Consider the following 16122-nt stretch of genomic DNA (forward strand, 5'->3'; position numbering starts at 1 on the left):
ACCTCAGACCAATGAAACTACTGATTATTTTGAGCATCGAAGAATACGCGGATGAGGTACGCCGTATTCTGGTCAGGCAACGCATCCCCATTTACAGTGAAACCGAAATCCGGGGTTGCCGGTGCGACACGAAAGATAAGGCAACCGACCTGACGAACTGGTTTGCCCATACGGATACGATGGTGTATTCTCACCTGTTTTTCGCCTTTCAGAATGAGGAATCAGTCGATACGATTCTTTCGGAAGTGGATCACTATAACCGGATGCATGGCGAAGAACAGACCAACCCTCTTCACGCATACCAGTTGAACGTAGAAAAATCCGTTTAACCAAGACAACTAATAACGATCTAATAATTTTAAACAAATACTTAATATTATGAGAAAAATGGAACGCATTATACGAGCGGTCGCAGGAAGTTTTGTAACTATCAGCCTGATACTGGGCTACTTTTACAGCCCCTGGTGGTACCTGTTCACCCTGTTTGTGGGATTGAACCTGTTTCAGTCGGCCTTCACCAAGTGGTGCCTGGCCGAAGAGATATTGAAGAAATTCGGTATTGGCGTGCCCTGCGCTACAGACGAGAGTACAACCACCCAACCTACAGAATAAAAGTAAAGGTAGTAACCATGAATGTACTTATTATAGCAACCGAAAATTGTAATCATCGTCCCTTAGTGGAAGAACGACTAAAGAAGATGAACATACCATACGAGGTCCGGTTTATAGATAAGCACCCGGAACTGGTTAAAAAGTTCGACGTTTCTTCTTCCCCCAATATTATCGTAGACGAAGAAGTCATTTTCCGCGGCGACTGTGGACAACCTCTTCCTACAGAAGGGGAGTTGAAAGCACTATTTTCTAAAAAATAGCCGTGATTGGAATTCGTAAAAATGAATCGTAATACAGAAAGCATATACCAATGGAACAGACGATAGAACGATTTCCCCAGCGAGCCGAAACGCAAATGATTCCCGAATATGCAGCGGATAAGAAAGGATTGGTGACGGTTGATATAACGTGGGGAGAAATTCAACCGATGCAGGCCGCCGAAGGAGTACAAACCGTCGGTGAAGAGGAAGTAATCAGGCATCTTGAAAAGGGACTGCCGGTGGTTGATGTACGTGCTCCGGGTACGCGTCATGGAGCGGGTATTCCCGGAACAGCTGCCATTCGCCTTTCAGATATTGTGGAACGCATGGATGAGCTGGACCGGGCAAAGCCGACGGTTTTCTTCTGCAACGGTCCGCAGTGCCCGCAGTCGCAGAAGGCGATCAACATGCTGCTTGAGGCAGGGTATCCCGCTGAAAAGATGTGGTACTACCGCGGAGGAATACACGACTGGATCACCCTGGGGTTACCGGTTGTGAAAGACAGTGAATAACGATTTAGATCAAATCAGCCGTATTACAAAATAGCTGCCATCATCTTTACTGGTAAATTTTTGCCATATAATACCCCGGTTCCTTTCAATGATTTCAAAGACACGGTACCCAAATCCTTTCATTTTGATGCCCAGTACATATACACCGATATCTACTTCCGAGTTAATTTGATACTGTCCGGCTTGTAGCGTATCGTTGGATACCACCCGGCGGTCAAAAATGGTTATTTTGCTTTTACCTCCCAGAAAACCCACCAGTCCCTTGTCGATATTCAAAGCAAATTCAATAGGTTTCATCTCCCATCCGGGCTCGGGAGAAACCGGGTAAAATGTTTTCGTATCCAGCAGATTGACTTTAATTTCGCTGCCTTTGCCATAGTCGGTAAACGGAAAAACATTTAACAATACCTGTTGTTCATCCGGCCTGCAGGTATAAAGGGTTTTGGTGCTGTCCTGAAGTTCTCCTTCTGCGTTATACGAATACAGCTCTACCGGAAGGCGGTAGGTTTCGTCGTTCTCCTCGATAGAACCGACTAGGAGCTTTTGAAAGGATTCCAGCTCTCCCTCTTTGTTATAATTGCACTTTTTGTACTCGTTGTCGTCGATCTCAAAGAGCAGCATTTCTTCAGATTGTTGGGCATGGAGGAGATGAGCCGGAAGCAAAACCGCCAAAAGGATAATGCTTAAGGAGAAAATATTTAAACGCATAATGACGGTTAATCTGAGTTGGTAATTTGTTGTTTGGGATAAATATCATTCCAACTCCAGCCATTGCTTTGCAACAGTCCATTCAATGAACACCTGCGTTCGTGAATTTCTTTCTGGCAGGAAGAAATTGCAGATTTTTGTTCCAATGGAATCTTGTTGGATTTCAGATACTGAAGATGCGGTGTATTGTGAGTAATTTCAAAATTTTTTTGCTGATAATGATGACTGGCTGTATCAAGAAACTTTGTAATCGCATCCCTGAGCGGTCTAATATCTTTTTCTCGCCATGTTTTTGATTCAACGTGATGGGTCAGAATAGTTAATGCTTCATCTACATTTACCAGATTTATGGATAGTGATTCATCCCTGGCAGTACTGTAAAAATAATGCACAGCCGGGTGAGCATAGTGATTCTGGTTATGTTTGTTGATCATCTCCCTGAGTCTGGCAGAAATATCAGTCAAAATAGAGAAGCGCTCTCCATCATAGAAACTGGCTGCAAGTTCTTCGGGAGAATCTCCCATATTTGTTATAAAAAGGCTGAGATTTCTCTTGTGGATCACCGCCGTGGTCAGGCTCATCAGATAAGTCATGGCGGTAGTTATGAAAATAAAGCCGGCAAACGAAAAGGCGGCCATTATAATTTGCCACCCTTCGGAACCCGGTACATAGTCACCTACTCCCAGGGTGGAAAGGGTATATCCGCTTACATACAGCTTGGTAAGAACGCTTGCGGCAGATCCTGTGCCCGCCTCTACTATAGCGCGGGGATCGCTGACGAGCAGCAGGAAAAATCCGATCCATAAAAGCCCGATCCACATTCCAAGAAGAAAAAGGATATGCGTTACCCCGGAGTAGCGCAACGCGTTTCTCCGGGGGACATACCTGTTCAAAAAAAGAAAAAGAGACGAGAGGAACCGGCTCGTCAACCGGGACAGGTATCCTGCCCCGTTGAAGGAAAGCGTGGTATAGAAAAAGTCGTAAGCAATTACGACGATTATGGTGATACCTAAAATAAGATAAAATGTATGCATGTTTGGTTTCCTAATTAATTTTTCTTTGTCTGACCCACTGCTAACCCTCCTTCCAAGAACTTATGATCCCGACAGATCGAAAACTATCAAATTTTTGAACTTAAATTTATTATCCAAGTGCATATTTTCAGTATCTCTTGTCTATGTTGACCCACCCCCGGCCCCTCCCTACGTCGAAAGACACGCCGCAAGGAGGGGGAGTTTTTCGATGCCCTTGAAGGAGGTTTGGAGGATGGCATTTTCTATTCAAGCCAGAAACCACTGCACGCCAATTCCCGCAGCTATAGTTAAGGCAAATGTGCTTATCCATACGAAGGATGTTCCCGGAGCGTAAGTTTTGATTTGCCTATCTTCGGTCTCTTGAAAAAACATGGGTACCACAATGCGCATATAGACCGCCAGAGAGATGGCACTGTTCAGGATGGCAACAACCGCCAGCCAGCTATACCCGGATTCTATGGCTGCCCCAAACAGTAGAAATTTACCGGCAAAGCCAGCCAGGGGCGGCATCCCCACCAGGGAGAGCAGGAAAATGGTCATGCCCACGGCCTGCCAGGGGCGGCGTTTTCCCATGCCTTTAAAATCGTCCAGCCGGGTACCTTCTCCCAAAGTAATGGCAAAAGCGCCGGTGTTCATAAGGGCATAGGCTACCCCGAATACCACCAGTGAATCGATCGCAAGCGAACTTTGTCCCACTCCGATAACGCCCAACACGTAATACCCTGACTGGGCAACGGTGGAGTAGGCCAGCAGCCGGATCACATTGTTCTGCCAAAGGGCCACCACATTGCCAAAGGTCATGGACAGCGCGGCCAGTACGGCCAGGATCAGCGGCCAGTCAACAAGGGAAACCGGAAGATCACGAACCACCTGTGCGAGTGCAAACAGGGCTCCTATCTTGGGAACTACCGACAGATAGGCGGCGATGGAGACGGGGGCGCCTTCGAAGGTGTCGGGTATCCAGAAATGGACGGGAAACAGGGAAGCCGCATAGCCGATTCCAATTACCAGGGTAATAAAGCCGAACATAACGGCATAAGAGGATAAGTCAGGATTGTTAATCCCGGAAATCAGCGTGGTGCCGGCAAGGCCCGCCCAGTAGGTTAGCCCGAAAAGCATGATGGCTCCGGCAACCGATCCGTAAATAAAATACTTCATTGCTCCTTCGCTGGAAGGGCCGTTTCTGGGGTGAGCTGCCATGGCCATACCGGCAAGAGTACCAATAAGCAGGCCCAGTACAATGAACATGAGATCTCCGCTGCCCGCCAAAATCATGGCTCCCAAGGCTGAAAAGCCCATCAGACTGTATATGGTGCCTTCGCGGGCCGAATCTTTCAGCTCCGACCGGCCCAGCAATGCAAAAAGGATGGTTGCCGGTCCCAGAATGATGACGGCCCACAAGCTGAGTGCGTCAACACGGAAGGTAGTGGAAAAAGCGGTGGTATCTGTCCCCAGCAAATCTACGGCAACACCGGTGGCTGTGAGCATGCCAACCACCAAAGCCCATAGTGCAGCCCGGGGGAGTCGGGCCATTTCCAGGCATAACACGATAGCCGTGGTGGATAAAACAATAAGCTGTGGTAAAATATTCAGTAAATCTGTGGCCATTGTTATTACAGTCCGAAGAAATTAGTGGTAGCGTGAATCATCGAGAGCAGGGAATCGGGATAGATACCAATCAGTATGGTAGCTAATATCAAAGGAACAATAGCCCACAGCTCCCGGCTTCCCAAATCTTTAACTCCGCTAAATCCTTCCGCCAGGGTACCTAAAAATACTTTTTGAATAGCCCGCAGGTACAGGGCTGTGGTAATCGGCAAGCCAATGATAATGATGCCGACGGCGATCGGGTACACATCGAAGCCGCCTAAAAAGATTTGAAACTCGGCAGGGAAATGAGCCAGCCCGGGCAACCCCAGAGAAGCAAAGGCCGCGAGCATAAAAAGTCCGCTTAAAATCGGATAGGCTTTTAGCAGCCCGCTCATTTCGTTCATTTCCCGCGTACCAGTGCGATCCTGGAGAGCTCCTACCAGCAGGAAAAGCACCCCTGTAACCACACCGTGGCTTATCATTTGAAGTACCGCTCCGTCCAGGGCAATCATGCCGGATGTGGTAGTGGTGACGGCTGCTATGGCCACACCGAATATCAGATACCCCATGTGGTTTACACTGGTGTAGGCCACCATCCGCTTGATATCGGTTTGGGCCAGGGCTACGAAAGCCCCGTACAGCGCTGTAAAGACGGCAACGACGATGACGTAGGGTGCAAATTCACGAAATGCATCAGGCGTCATTTGCAAAGGAAAGCGAATAAAACCATAGGTGCCCAGTTTCAGCAACACCCCCGCCAGGATGGCACTTCCCGCAGCAGGTGCTTCGGTGTGGGCCAAAGGAAGCCAGGTGTGGAACGGGAAAAGCGGTGTTTTAATAGCAAAAGCGATAAATAATCCCCAGAACGTAAGCGTAGCTGCAAGTCCGGTTATGGTGGGATTTGCTACCAACTGTTGTATGTCAAACGTATTGGGATCGGAAAAAAGATACAGCGCCAAAAACGCCAGCAGCAGAAACAAACTGCCTACCAGGGTATAGATAAAGAAAGTTAAAGCCGCCTTTTTGCGATGTTCGTGCCCCCATTTGGCTATTATGAAATACATGCCAACAAGAGTGATTTCAAAAAACACGTAAAAAAGGAAGAGGTCAAGCGAAAGGAATACCCCAAGACAGGCGGTCTCCAGCATCAGAACCAGTTCAATAAAGATATTGGCATTATCCTTGATCTTTGCAGAAAAAATCAGCGAGGTCAGGAACAAAAATGCCGTCAACAGCACCAGGGGAAAACTGATGCCGTCCACCCCGAGCCGGTAAGCTATGCCTAAGGATGGTATCCAGCTGAGTTCTTCAATTTGTGACAAACCACTGCCTATACCCTGTATCCAGATCATAATAGCAGCCAACAGGGTGAGTGAGGCAAAGGCTATCCCAATACCATAGGCGGTTTTGGTTTGTTTGGGGCGGAGTACCATAATGACAAGGGCCCCAAAAACCGGCAGGAATGTAGTGATAGAGAGTAATGGTAATGATGAAAAATCCATGATTTACAGATAGGTTAGTGATAAAATAATTAAAGCTAAGATCATACCGTACACCGACCACGCCAGCTCCCGGTGAACCAGTCCCGATTGAATGCTCCGGCTGTAATGGCCCAGTCGCTGGACGGAGGCTACGAGCCCGGCAATCCACTCCACAATGCCGCGATCGTCCGTTATTTGGGTCCATTGGCTGATGTTCAGATTGAATGCCCCGATTTGGTTAACCACAAATGACACCGCACGGTCCGGAACGTCCGCCAGCCAGCGCGCCAACATCAAAAACGCCTTGCCAATCTCAAAGACAGATTGAAGGAGAAATTGTTCGATCAGGTTTGCGGCGGCTGCCAGCATCTGAAACGGTTGCACGATAACATTGGTGTAGCCGCCTGCTACGGGATAGTTATCCCGGAAAAATATCCACACCCGGTTTTTAAAGACGGGAGCGGTGGCAACCCAGCCTGCTGCCAAACCAAGAAAAGCAGCTCCAAGACCGCTTATCATGGCAATGTTGTCTTTTGGAATGGAAAAACCTGACGTTTCAACCAAAGGATCCAGAAACAACCAGCCTGCAATAACAGCCGTTACCAGGGTTAGAAATCCGAGATGCATCCAGGACAGTTTTTTTGGCTTTTCTTCCGGTTCGCTGTGTCCTTTCCATAAAATTCCGAATGCGCGGCCCATATAGATAGCAGTAAAAAAGGCTCCAATCAGCACAGCGGGAAAGTACCATGAGGCCGGGTCGGCCTGCAGGCCTGCCGTCAGGATGGCATCCTTCGACCAAAAGCCGATTAATGGAGGGATCCCGGCCAGGGCCAGCCCGGACACAGCGAATCCTGAAAAAGCCAGTTTCAGTTTCTTTCCGGAGCCTTTGAGTTTTTCGTAATTTGTGGAATGCATCTCGTGCTGAAAGATTCCGGCTCCCAGGAACAAGCTGCTTTTCATAAAGGCGTGGGCAATCAGGTGGGCCAGGGCCGCGGCCGGATACCCGGCGCCAATAGCCAGCGCCATAAAACCAAGCTGACTTGAGGTGGACGCGGCAAGCATGCGTTTGATATCTTCGGAAAATATGGCGGTTGCACCGGTGAGCAGGATGGTTATTCCTCCCACTAAGCCGATCCAGAACAGGGCCTCCGGCGGGAAAAGAGGGAAGGCTTTAAGCAGCAGAATAATACCTGCCGCCACCATTGTGGCCGAATGCAGCAGGGCCGAAACAGGTGTTGGGCCTGCCATGGCTGCCGAAAGCCAGCTCTGGAAAGGAACCTGTGCCGATTTACCCATTACCGCCAGCAGCAGAGCCAGGGTTCCCACTACAGAAACGCCCTGTACGGGTTCAGCCAAAATCTGGCTGGACCCGCCGGCAAGAATGATAACAAACACCCCGACATAGAGCCCAAGGTCGGCCACACGGTTCATAGTAAACGCTTTGTTTGCGGCGTCACCAGCTTCTTTCTTCCAGTACCAGGTACCGATCAGCAAATAGGAGGCAAAGCCCATAACTTCCCAGGCTATCACAAACAAGATCCAGTCTCCGGCTAACACCAACAGCTGCATGGCTCCCATAAACAGCGTTATGCCGCTCCAAAAACGGAGTTTTCCTTTTTCTTCTTTCATATACCCGATGGCATACACAAAAATGGAGGTGGTAATCACAGCGACAACCAGGGAAAGTACGGCTGCCATTTCTGTGGCTTCAAGGCGAAAGAGCATTCTCGGAAGCCCGGCAAATTGCAGTTGAGTAACAGCGCCGTTCAAAGCGGCCCTAAAAAGCAGTATCGAACCGGCCAGCGAGCCTGCTGCTCCGGTTAAGGCTGCATACCCTATTTTTTTTCGGGTTACGATAATCAAGGCACTTGCCGCCAGGGGAGCTAATATGGTAAGTAATATTGCTGCCATAGAGGGACTATCCTTTTAATTCTGCTGATTCTTCCATTTCAACCGTTCCCGAGGTACGGAACCGCTGGGTGGCAATGGCAAAGCCGACGGCTCCTTCCAAAGCCATCACGGTCATCGCGATCAATACAAACATTTGTATAGAAAAAGCCTCGGGGTGCAGGTATCGCCAAAAAGCCACAAGGTTTATCATGGAGGCCCCAAGCATCAGTTCAATGCCCATCATGATCATGACCAAATTTGTCTGGCTCAAGGCGCCGTAGAGCCCTATACCAAAAAGGACGGCGGCAATAATAAGGGCTGTAATTAATAGCTCCATAGTGTTTACTTCTCCACGCTGTTTTTAATTGACAATGCGACTGCAATAGAGGCGATCATTCCGGTAAGAATGGTCACCCCGGCGGTTTCGAAGATCATCATCGACCGCTTCAGAATTTCCATACCCAGCAGCCGGTTTTGCTCATGCGGCCCCGGGAACTGAGTAGCTATTGTACCCCAGTCGGCGGCAAGAGCGGCACCGACTATCAATACAGTTACAATTACGCCCGCTGCTATGGAGATATTTTTCTGGTGATACATATCCATCTGTCCCAGCCCGCCCGGATCCATCATGTACATCATCATAAAGATGGCCATAATGCTCATTTCGGTTCCCATCATCATGATTTGCAGAACACCCAAAAATTCGGCTTCCATAACGAGAAATAATATGCCGATGGCCACCATGGACGCCAGAAGTGAGAGAGCGGAACGGACCATGGAGCTGGTCATGAAGACGCGCCACCCGAACCAGATGGCCGCCAGGCCGAATATAATAAGTAATATGAGTTGTACAGATATCATAACAGCAAGACTACTCCTACTTGAAAAATGTTATAAAGAGCTAAAGGCACCCCGTACTTCCAGTTGTATTCCAACAGGTGGTCGTGCCGGATGCGCGGCATAAAACGGCCAATGGCAAAAAAGGAGGCCGCCACCAGCAGGGTCTTCAGAAAGGTCCAGACAAAATCGGGCAGCCAGGGCCCCATCCATCCTCCCAGGTACAGTACCACTACCGCTGCCGATACGGTGAACACCAGGGTAAGCCGCCCCAGGCGAAACAGCAGCTTGCGGGCGCCGGTGAGATCAGCCCAGACGCCTCCTGCCAATTCTCCCCTGGCTGTCGGCAGGTCGAAAGGGGGAAGAAAGGTAATAGCCAGCGCTGAAATATAGAATAAAATAAAGCCCACCGGCTGGTACAAAATGTTCCACAGCCCTTGTTGGGATTCGACGATATCGGTTAAAAACATCGATTCGGCCCGCATCACCGTAGCCGTCAATGCCATAACCACCGGCATGGAGTAGGCGATAAGCTGGGCCAGCGCACGCCATCCCCCTACCATGGCGTACACACCGTTTATGGCCCACCCGGCCATCAAAAGTGCTACCATCACATACACCAGGGCTGCATTGATAAACAGGGCGCCTGTCCCCAGATCGATGACCACGCTGCCCCGGCCGAAGGGCAGGATGGAAATGGTGAGTAGTATCACTCCGATAAACAGAACCGGGGCGGTTTCAAAAAAGACTTTGTCGTGCTTCCGGGTTTTGATCTCCTCCCGGGCAAACAGCAGTAAAAATGAGCGAACGGGGCCGCCCCAGTTTACATGTCCCGTCACCGACCAGCGTTCCATTACTGCTGCCACATAAACACCGCTCAGAAACAGGAGGATAATGATAAAACCGGTTAAAAAAGGAGTCATAAATAGCGTCTGTTAATGATGAATTTCCCAGGGTGAAATGTCCAGTGAAGCTACAGCCGTCAGCGCATCGGCCAGCTCGTACTGTTCGGTTAGGTGTTGTATGATGCCCGCCAGCGCTTCCGATGGCGTGTTAAGCTGCATGTGAGCCAGTTTGCCTTCATGAATATGAAATTTAAGCGTCACGGTACCGCGGGGGCTCTCGATGCGTGCGATGCCATTTCCCATTCCGGCAGAGGGTATGTCGATTTTTTGTGAAGATTCACCGCCGGAATCATTTTCCGCCCTGGCTATAAACCGAAGGCTTTGTTCCATTTCGTCCAGCCGTACCATCAGCCGGCTCCAGGCGTTATTTCCGGCAGCGGTTACAGGAGTCCAGCCGGCTTGCTGATATACAGGTTCCTCTAAGCGGTGGTCTTTTTCAATGCCCGCTGCCCGTGCCACCGGGCCTGTGATCTCATCCGGCAGCTGACCGGAAATCTGATCTTTGCCTCTGCTTCCATGGCCGTGATCGTGGCTTTCATGACCCGCGTGGCCGCTGTGCTCATGGTGATGATGTTCGTGCCCTTCATGTCCTCCATGCTCATGATCTTCATGTCCATGATTATGCCCGCTATGCCTTGAGTGATCGTGCCCGCCATGCTCACGATGTTCATGCCCCTTGTGCTCTTCGTGGCTATGACCTGCATGATGGTGTTCGTTACCCGCTTGATCTCCGTGGTTATGGCCGTGTCCGCTATGATCGTGGACCTCATGTCCGTGACCCAGGTTGTGATCTCCCATTTCCACCCGGTGTTTTCCGGCGGCGGATAATTTTAATTTCAAATAGGGCATCTTTTTTATACGGCTGATAAATTCGGAGAGCCGGCTGGCATTTCCGGCCCCGTTTTGGAAACGGTGGTAATGTTTTATAGCCCGATCCCGCATCCAGTCGCTGCCCAGTGCTGTGGCAAAAACAGCCAGCCAGTTCAGGTGACTGGTTATCCGCTTTTTTTCCAGCAGTACTGCCTCTGAAAGGGTCAGTGTGGAATCCGGCGTTTTACCGGAAAAGTTGGCCAGCGCTTTTTGTGCCAGCAGCCGGTAGGTAACCGGTGCCAGAGGATGGGCCGCCGCAAGATACTCAGGCAGGGACGCAGGGTCGTTCAGGACGGATGCCGGCAGGTTGTGTCCCAACAGGCCTTGGCCAGCCTCTGCTATGACGACGGTATCTCCGTCGAGCTTCATGGAGAGGCGCAACCCGCCCGGCAGGCCCGGGTGAAAGGGGCCAAAATGTACATCACTCCACTCCATCGGCAGTCCGTCGGGGCTGCGGGGGAGATCTTTGGTCATGGCTATCATCGACATAAAGCCCGGGCCGTGGTCGTGCCCGCCATGCCCGTGATCGCCATGGCCCGAATGATCGTGCTGCCCGCCATGTCCAGGCCCTCCGTGGCCAGAGTGGTCGTGAGCAGAATGATCATCATCCTGGTGCTCCTCTCCATGGTTGTGTCCCTTGTGCTGATGACCTTCATGCCCGTGTTCATGTTCTCCATGATCATGATGTCGATGCCCTTCGTGTTCGCTATGTGAGTCGTGTTGATGGCTGTCGTGGCTGTGCTTGGCCGGTGCTCCGTGGCAGTCTTTGGTATCTCCGGCTTCGGCATCATCAGAATGGTCGTGGTGGTGATTTTTACGATCTCCTTGATCATGGTTGTGGCCTCCATCCGTTTCACCGTGATGATGGGCGGAATGATCATGCCCTTCATGACCGTGATCGTGCGACCCGTGGCCGCCATGGTCATGCATATGGCCCTGCTGCTGACCGGCTTCTTCTATTTTGCTGACCACTGGTTCCGGCCGGTACGGCTCCGCCTTTTCTGTCCACGAGTAGCCGCTCAGGCATTCGCGGGCGGCAGGTATTGCGGTTCCAAGAAAATCTTTTTCCAGGGGTACGTGAACGTCCGGGTGTGGAAGCGGGTCAAGATGTTCCGGCCCGGCGATAACCAGCACCCGGGGGCGCGGCATCTGTGCGTAAACGGTGGCCGCCCGTTCAGCCAGTTCTGTACTTACATCGCCAATAAGCAGCAGTACATTGGCCTCTTTGGGGCTGTCTGCCAGCCGGGCTTCTCCGTGCAAAGGTTCAGATTGATACATGCGCAGCAGGTCGGCACCCGGAACCGGAAATATTACCAGCTCCTGTGAAGCGGCTTTTGCCAGCCATCGCCGCCAGAAATTCATAGTTCCTTTTCGTGCTCCGTATTTCATAGTCGTTTCCATTGGCATTTATTGGCGTTTGAGTCCGAGTTGAGTCCAGGTATATATAAGCCCGAGAAACAGGATCATAAGAAAAACACCCATATCCAACAAAGCTACAAGTCCGACTTCCTTATACACCACTGCCCAGGGATACATGTAGGCCATCTCCATATCAAAGGCCAAAAAGAGCAGGGCATAGCCGTAGTAGTGTACATGATAACGCAGCCAGGCCGGTTTGGGTGCCAGGTTTCCGCTTTCGGCGGGGATGTTCTTGCCCGGCTCGTCCAGCGTTTGGCCCAGCGACTGCTTGATAAGATAAAGCATCCATACCAGGCCCGCCGTGGCAACGAGCATGCCCAATAAGATGAGGTATTGTGTTAAGGGAGCCATGCGAATTCTTTCTCGGTTTTCTGGTTAATGGCTGTCAGGGTTGTTATTTGCTATTAATAACAATCATTAAACCTAATTAAGCAAATATCCATTTTCTTAAAATAACGCATCAAACTGCGGGTTTATGAATGCCAAAAATCGCTGTGCAGGATTTCCTGATTCGCAGTATTCAGCAATATGTGCCAGAAAATATGAGATGCAGCTTAAATTAAGCTTAAAGTCTTTGTTATTCCCGGATTAATCAGGAAATATTTGAGGTGGGTACAGAACTCAATCCAGGGGAATGATTTTTCTTTTAAGCACATCCCGTTCGAAATACAGAAGCTCTGCCGTTATCACCAGCGCTGCTATAATAAGCACCGAGTAAAAGGTTTCCGGTTCGGCATTGTACAGGTGCCAGAACATCAGCACAAAGAATGCCGCAGTACCAATCATGCCCACTGCCGGTATTACGCTTGAAAATTGCGGCCTTTTTCGCTGGCGGAAGGCGAGGTAGCTCATGGTACCGAAAATGATGATGAAAGCCAGCGAAGCAAATGAGGTAATGGCATCGAGGCTTCCATAAGCGGTAAACGCAGCGGTAATGACGGCAAGAATGACGAGCGTACGATTGGGGATACCCTCTGCTTTCGGACTTCCAAACTGGTCGGGCAGCAGATGGTCAGAGAGCATGCCTTTTGCAAGATAGCCGCTGCTGAATAAGGTCGCGTTAATAGCGCTGCCGGTTGAAAACAGGGCGGCCAGCGAAATGATGGTGAAGCCAAACGGGATGAGCGGCTCGGCGGCCACGGCCAGCGCCCGCTCGGGATCTTCCCGGATCACCTCCATCGGTGCCAGGCTAAGCGTCGTAAGAGCTACCAGAATATAGATACCCACAGAAGAAAGTATGGCTATATAGACGGCTTTAGGGATGGTGTTGTCGGGATCCTTGATGCTCTCGCGGTCATAAAACAGCAGCTGCCAGCCCTGAAAAGCCACAAACGAAACAGCCGCAGCCATAATCGGGCCAAAACCAACCGTCTGTTCAAGGCCAAAGCTTATCTTCTCCTGCGAAAATCCCAGCCAGACTCCTCCGATACCAAAAGCCACAAGAACCAGAATTTTAATGCCGACCATGATGTTTTCGGCTGTTCCCGTTGAGCGGGCGCCCATCAGGTTGAGCCCGAGAAAGGCCAACACTATCAGGATGGATATGAGAGGACGTGCGGGCAGCCCCAGCAGGGAGTCGGGAATTATATCAAAACCCACTGTATAACTGCCAAAGGCGTAGGCGTACATCGCCATCGACCCGATATAGCCGAACAGGAGCGTCCACCCTGCCATGCCCGCAAGCCTGGTGTTGCCGGTACAGCACTGAATCATGGAAACAGACCCGCCCGGATTCTTGCTGATGCTGTTGAGTTTGTTATAGGAGTAGCCTGCACACAGTGCCACGATGCCGGCCAGCACAAAGGCAAACCAGGTGGCTGCCTCCACAATTTGAGCTACCACACCCAGAACGGCAAAAATGCCGCCGCCGATCATGCCGCCCAGCGCTATGGATACACATTCTTTAAGTCCCAGTTTTTCTGTTGTCATAATGTCATTAGATTCTGTGAGTCGGGTTGTTTTTTTAAGATTGTTTGGTAGCAAATAACATATGACTTGGGAAAACAAGCAGTTACCAACTTTTTATGATTTCCAAAGTATATCAGTAAAATTAAATAATGCAATTTTCAGGTTTTCCAAAAATACACGATAGGCGGACTTTAAAAATGATCCAAGACATCTTCTGACTCATTTGCAGTTACCAAAACATCAAATAATAACAATAGCCGGGACGAACGTTCCGGCTATTGTTATTTACAAGGTTAAATTTTATGTATTCTCATTTTATTGAGCAGTATATCCACCGTCAATAACCAGCTCGCTGCCGGTCATAAAGCCGGCTTCCTCAGATGCCAAAAAGGCAATACCGTTGGCGATATCTTCCGGCTGGCCAATATGTCCCATCGGGTGCAGGCTGTCCAGCTGGCTACGGAACTCTTCCGCACTGATATTCTTTCGCTCGGCCAGCTCGTCCACAAGGGGCGTATCAATAAAACCGGGATGCACCGAGTTGATTCGGATATTCTCCTCGGCGTAGGTCAATGCATCGTTTTTAGTCATGAGCCGAACCGCTCCTTTTGAGGCGTGGTAGGGAGGCAAATCCTTATTCCCGATAATACCATAAATAGAAGACAGATTGATAATGCTGCCGCCCCCATTTTCTTTCATATAAGGGATAACGTATTTGGTGCATAAGAATACCCCATCTACGTTAATTTTCATCACCTGTTCCCACTCTTCTTTGGTAACCTGGTCGGTGGGCTTGTCAGCACCGCTTATGCCGGCGTTATTTACCAGTCCATAGATCGCCCCAAAGTTTTCATTAATCTCTGAGAAGATCTCTTCAATCCGGTTTTCATCGGTAACGTCCAGGTTCCAGTACCGGGCGCTGCCGCCGGTTTCATTGATTTCATCGGCCAAATCTTTACCGGGTGCATCCTGCACATCGGTGATGGCAACCTTCGCGCCTTCTTCGGCTAATTTTCTGCAGGTTGCTTGTCCTATACCGGAAGCTCCGCCGGTTACGATAATCGTTTTTTCTTTAAGTCCTTTCATAATATTCACCTTAAATAGTTTGTGTTGAAATTTTGCCGTAATTGGCTCTTTGTTTGTTGGATTACCAACTTTTTTTACTAAGCTGTGAGTACAGCCTTATGCTTTCTTAAAGATACGTATGACACCTTAAATTGAGCGTAAATTGAGGAAGTGATTCCCGTTTTATTCAGGCTCATAAATGAAGGTTACTGCAATGATTGAATAAAATGTTAAATCCTCATTTCAAATGAATAGAGCGAGATATACTGAATCCGGGGGAGGGCAGCCTAAAGCTGGGTTATTATTGTTATGAAGGTTGAAATACATGTCGGCGACTGATAAATATTGCCTTATGTATCATAGAAGGTACTTTAGTCGTGAGACGAGTGGCTTGTGCAAAGTTCTCATTGAGGCTGTCCCAAAAGTCCAAACCAGAAAATGGGTGCCTTAATAATTAAGGTAATATCAATCTCCCTAAATCCCTCTTCGCTAAGAGGGACTTCAAAAGTATCTTTATGGCATCCTGGGGTAGATTGTAATCCAAGAGTTCCTCCTTGGAGAAGGAGGATAGGAGGATTGACCAACCAATTGGAACCATAGGCCTTATTTTTTTAGGAATCTGATTGTTGAACATGACTTTTTAGACAGCCTCAACCATAAATGGCAATTCTTCTACTATTTCAACCGGTTAACGCCTTACAATAAATTGATAGGGTTCTGAGTGTCATTCTATAGAATAAAGCGTACCTGTTTTTGCGGTATTGTTTGGCGGGTTGATTTCTGGTCCCGACTCTGATTCCACCTCCTCATACTCCACTTCCTCCATTGCATCAAGGTTGGGCTTGGAATATAATTTTCCTCCTGTGCCCGGTGCACGGCGATCGCGGGACCCGTTGACGTGTCCGCCGCCATAATCGCCAATCGAGCTGTAGCCGCGATGCATAAAGAACATAAAAGCGGCAATGAGAATAAACCAAGGTAATATTGACACAGGAGTTTTCTTTAGAATTAAATTAGAGTAAACAGGCTGT

At 49.4% G+C, this 16122-nt stretch carries 17 protein-coding genes; 4 read left to right on the forward strand and 13 right to left on the reverse strand.

Annotated elements, in window-relative coordinates:
- Positions 1-11 precede the first annotated feature (11 nt).
- The 4 genes from BUB16_RS18145 to BUB16_RS18160 are packed head-to-tail and all read left to right on the forward strand — an operon-like array spanning position 12 to position 1384.
- Complete coding sequence (locus tag BUB16_RS18145) at positions 12-329, forward strand: hypothetical protein (protein ID WP_073067729.1); 318 nt, start codon at positions 12-14, stop codon at positions 327-329.
- A 49-nt stretch (positions 330-378) separates the two neighbouring features.
- Positions 379-612, forward strand: coding sequence for a YgaP family membrane protein (locus BUB16_RS18150; RefSeq protein WP_073067731.1), 234 nt, complete (start codon positions 379-381; stop codon positions 610-612).
- 17 nt (positions 613-629) lie between these two features.
- Positions 630-872: a glutaredoxin family protein gene (locus BUB16_RS18155; RefSeq protein ID WP_073067733.1), complete on the forward strand. Its 243-nt coding sequence runs from the start codon at positions 630-632 to the stop codon at positions 870-872.
- Between the two features lie 50 nt (positions 873-922).
- Positions 923-1384, forward strand: coding sequence for a rhodanese-like domain-containing protein (locus BUB16_RS18160; protein ID WP_073067734.1), 462 nt, complete (start codon positions 923-925; stop codon positions 1382-1384).
- Between the two features lie 9 nt (positions 1385-1393).
- Here the strand turns inward: BUB16_RS18160 and BUB16_RS18165 are convergent, their stop codons facing one another.
- From BUB16_RS18165 to BUB16_RS18230, 13 genes are all read right to left on the reverse strand, one after another.
- Positions 1394-2092 carry a hypothetical protein gene (locus BUB16_RS18165; RefSeq protein ID WP_073067736.1) on the reverse strand — a complete coding sequence of 233 codons (699 nt, stop codon included), beginning with the start codon at positions 2090-2092 and terminating at the stop codon, positions 1394-1396.
- A gap of 8 nt (positions 2093-2100) precedes the next feature.
- Positions 2101-3126, reverse strand: a complete 1026-nt coding sequence (locus BUB16_RS18170) for an ion channel (protein WP_073067738.1) — start codon at positions 3124-3126, stop codon at positions 2101-2103.
- Positions 3127-3372: 246 nt separating this feature from the next.
- Positions 3373-4734, reverse strand: a complete 1362-nt coding sequence (locus BUB16_RS18175; protein WP_073067740.1) for an NADH-quinone oxidoreductase subunit N — start codon at positions 4732-4734, stop codon at positions 3373-3375.
- Positions 4735-4739: 5 nt separating this feature from the next.
- Complete coding sequence (locus BUB16_RS18180; protein WP_073067742.1) at positions 4740-6218, reverse strand: complex I subunit 4 family protein; 1479 nt, start codon at positions 6216-6218, stop codon at positions 4740-4742.
- A 3-nt stretch (positions 6219-6221) separates the two neighbouring features.
- Positions 6222-8108, reverse strand: a complete 1887-nt coding sequence (locus BUB16_RS18185; protein WP_073067744.1) for an NADH-quinone oxidoreductase subunit 5 family protein — start codon at positions 8106-8108, stop codon at positions 6222-6224.
- Between the two features lie 7 nt (positions 8109-8115).
- A complete protein-coding gene (nuoK, locus tag BUB16_RS18190; protein ID WP_073067746.1) occupies positions 8116-8424 on the reverse strand; it encodes an NADH-quinone oxidoreductase subunit NuoK in 309 nt (102 codons plus the stop codon).
- 5 nt (positions 8425-8429) lie between these two features.
- Positions 8430-8945, reverse strand: a complete 516-nt coding sequence (locus tag BUB16_RS18195) for an NADH-quinone oxidoreductase subunit J family protein (RefSeq protein ID WP_073067805.1) — start codon at positions 8943-8945, stop codon at positions 8430-8432.
- The gene (locus BUB16_RS18200) at positions 8945-9847 is read right to left on the reverse strand and encodes a complex I subunit 1/NuoH family protein (protein ID WP_073067748.1); all 903 of its coding nucleotides are present in this window, start codon (positions 9845-9847) and stop codon (positions 8945-8947) included. Before BUB16_RS18200 ends, BUB16_RS18195 begins: the two co-directional genes overlap by 1 nt.
- A gap of 12 nt (positions 9848-9859) precedes the next feature.
- Positions 9860-12088 (reverse strand): NADH-quinone oxidoreductase subunit D-related protein, encoded by a 2229-nt coding sequence (locus tag BUB16_RS18205; RefSeq protein WP_139240374.1) that lies wholly within the window; start codon positions 12086-12088, stop codon positions 9860-9862.
- 18 nt (positions 12089-12106) lie between these two features.
- Entirely contained in the window at positions 12107-12469 is a 363-nt protein-coding gene (locus BUB16_RS18210) for an NADH-quinone oxidoreductase subunit A (RefSeq protein WP_073067752.1), read from the reverse strand.
- Between the two features lie 270 nt (positions 12470-12739).
- Positions 12740-14047, reverse strand: coding sequence for an APC family permease (locus BUB16_RS18215; RefSeq protein ID WP_073067754.1), 1308 nt, complete (start codon positions 14045-14047; stop codon positions 12740-12742).
- Between the two features lie 294 nt (positions 14048-14341).
- Positions 14342-15112, reverse strand: a complete 771-nt coding sequence (locus BUB16_RS18220) for an SDR family NAD(P)-dependent oxidoreductase (protein ID WP_073067755.1) — start codon at positions 15110-15112, stop codon at positions 14342-14344.
- 703 nt (positions 15113-15815) lie between these two features.
- Positions 15816-16082, reverse strand: coding sequence for a hypothetical protein (locus tag BUB16_RS18230; protein ID WP_139240375.1), 267 nt, complete (start codon positions 16080-16082; stop codon positions 15816-15818).
- Positions 16083-16122: the final 40 nt, after the last annotated feature.

Origin of the sequence: Fodinibius roseus (assembly GCF_900129315.1) — a bacterium.
Lineage (GTDB): Bacteria > Bacteroidota > Rhodothermia > Balneolales > Balneolaceae > Fodinibius > Fodinibius roseus.

Coding starts and splice junctions, on each gene's coding strand:
- BUB16_RS18220 (WP_073067755.1), bottom strand. CDS start 15,112: ATGAAAGGACTTAAAGAAAAAACGATTATCGTAACCGGCGGAGCTTCC.
- BUB16_RS18155 (WP_073067733.1), top strand. CDS start 630: ATGAATGTACTTATTATAGCAACCGAAAATTGTAATCATCGTCCCTTA.
- BUB16_RS18210 (WP_073067752.1), bottom strand. CDS start 12,469: ATGGCTCCCTTAACACAATACCTCATCTTATTGGGCATGCTCGTTGCC.
- BUB16_RS18160 (WP_073067734.1), top strand. CDS start 923: ATGGAACAGACGATAGAACGATTTCCCCAGCGAGCCGAAACGCAAATG.
- BUB16_RS18165 (WP_073067736.1), bottom strand. CDS start 2,092: ATGCGTTTAAATATTTTCTCCTTAAGCATTATCCTTTTGGCGGTTTTG.
- BUB16_RS18145 (WP_073067729.1), top strand. CDS start 12: ATGAAACTACTGATTATTTTGAGCATCGAAGAATACGCGGATGAGGTA.
- BUB16_RS18175 (WP_073067740.1), bottom strand. CDS start 4,734: ATGGCCACAGATTTACTGAATATTTTACCACAGCTTATTGTTTTATCC.
- BUB16_RS18150 (WP_073067731.1), top strand. CDS start 379: ATGAGAAAAATGGAACGCATTATACGAGCGGTCGCAGGAAGTTTTGTA.
- BUB16_RS18180 (WP_073067742.1), bottom strand. CDS start 6,218: ATGGATTTTTCATCATTACCATTACTCTCTATCACTACATTCCTGCCG.
- nuoK (WP_073067746.1), bottom strand. CDS start 8,424: ATGGAGCTATTAATTACAGCCCTTATTATTGCCGCCGTCCTTTTTGGT.
- BUB16_RS18205 (WP_139240374.1), bottom strand. CDS start 12,088: ATGAAATACGGAGCACGAAAAGGAACTATGAATTTCTGGCGGCGATGG.
- BUB16_RS18200 (WP_073067748.1), bottom strand. CDS start 9,847: ATGACTCCTTTTTTAACCGGTTTTATCATTATCCTCCTGTTTCTGAGC.
- BUB16_RS18185 (WP_073067744.1), bottom strand. CDS start 8,108: ATGGCAGCAATATTACTTACCATATTAGCTCCCCTGGCGGCAAGTGCC.
- BUB16_RS18170 (WP_073067738.1), bottom strand. CDS start 3,126: ATGCATACATTTTATCTTATTTTAGGTATCACCATAATCGTCGTAATT.
- BUB16_RS18215 (WP_073067754.1), bottom strand. CDS start 14,047: ATGACAACAGAAAAACTGGGACTTAAAGAATGTGTATCCATAGCGCTG.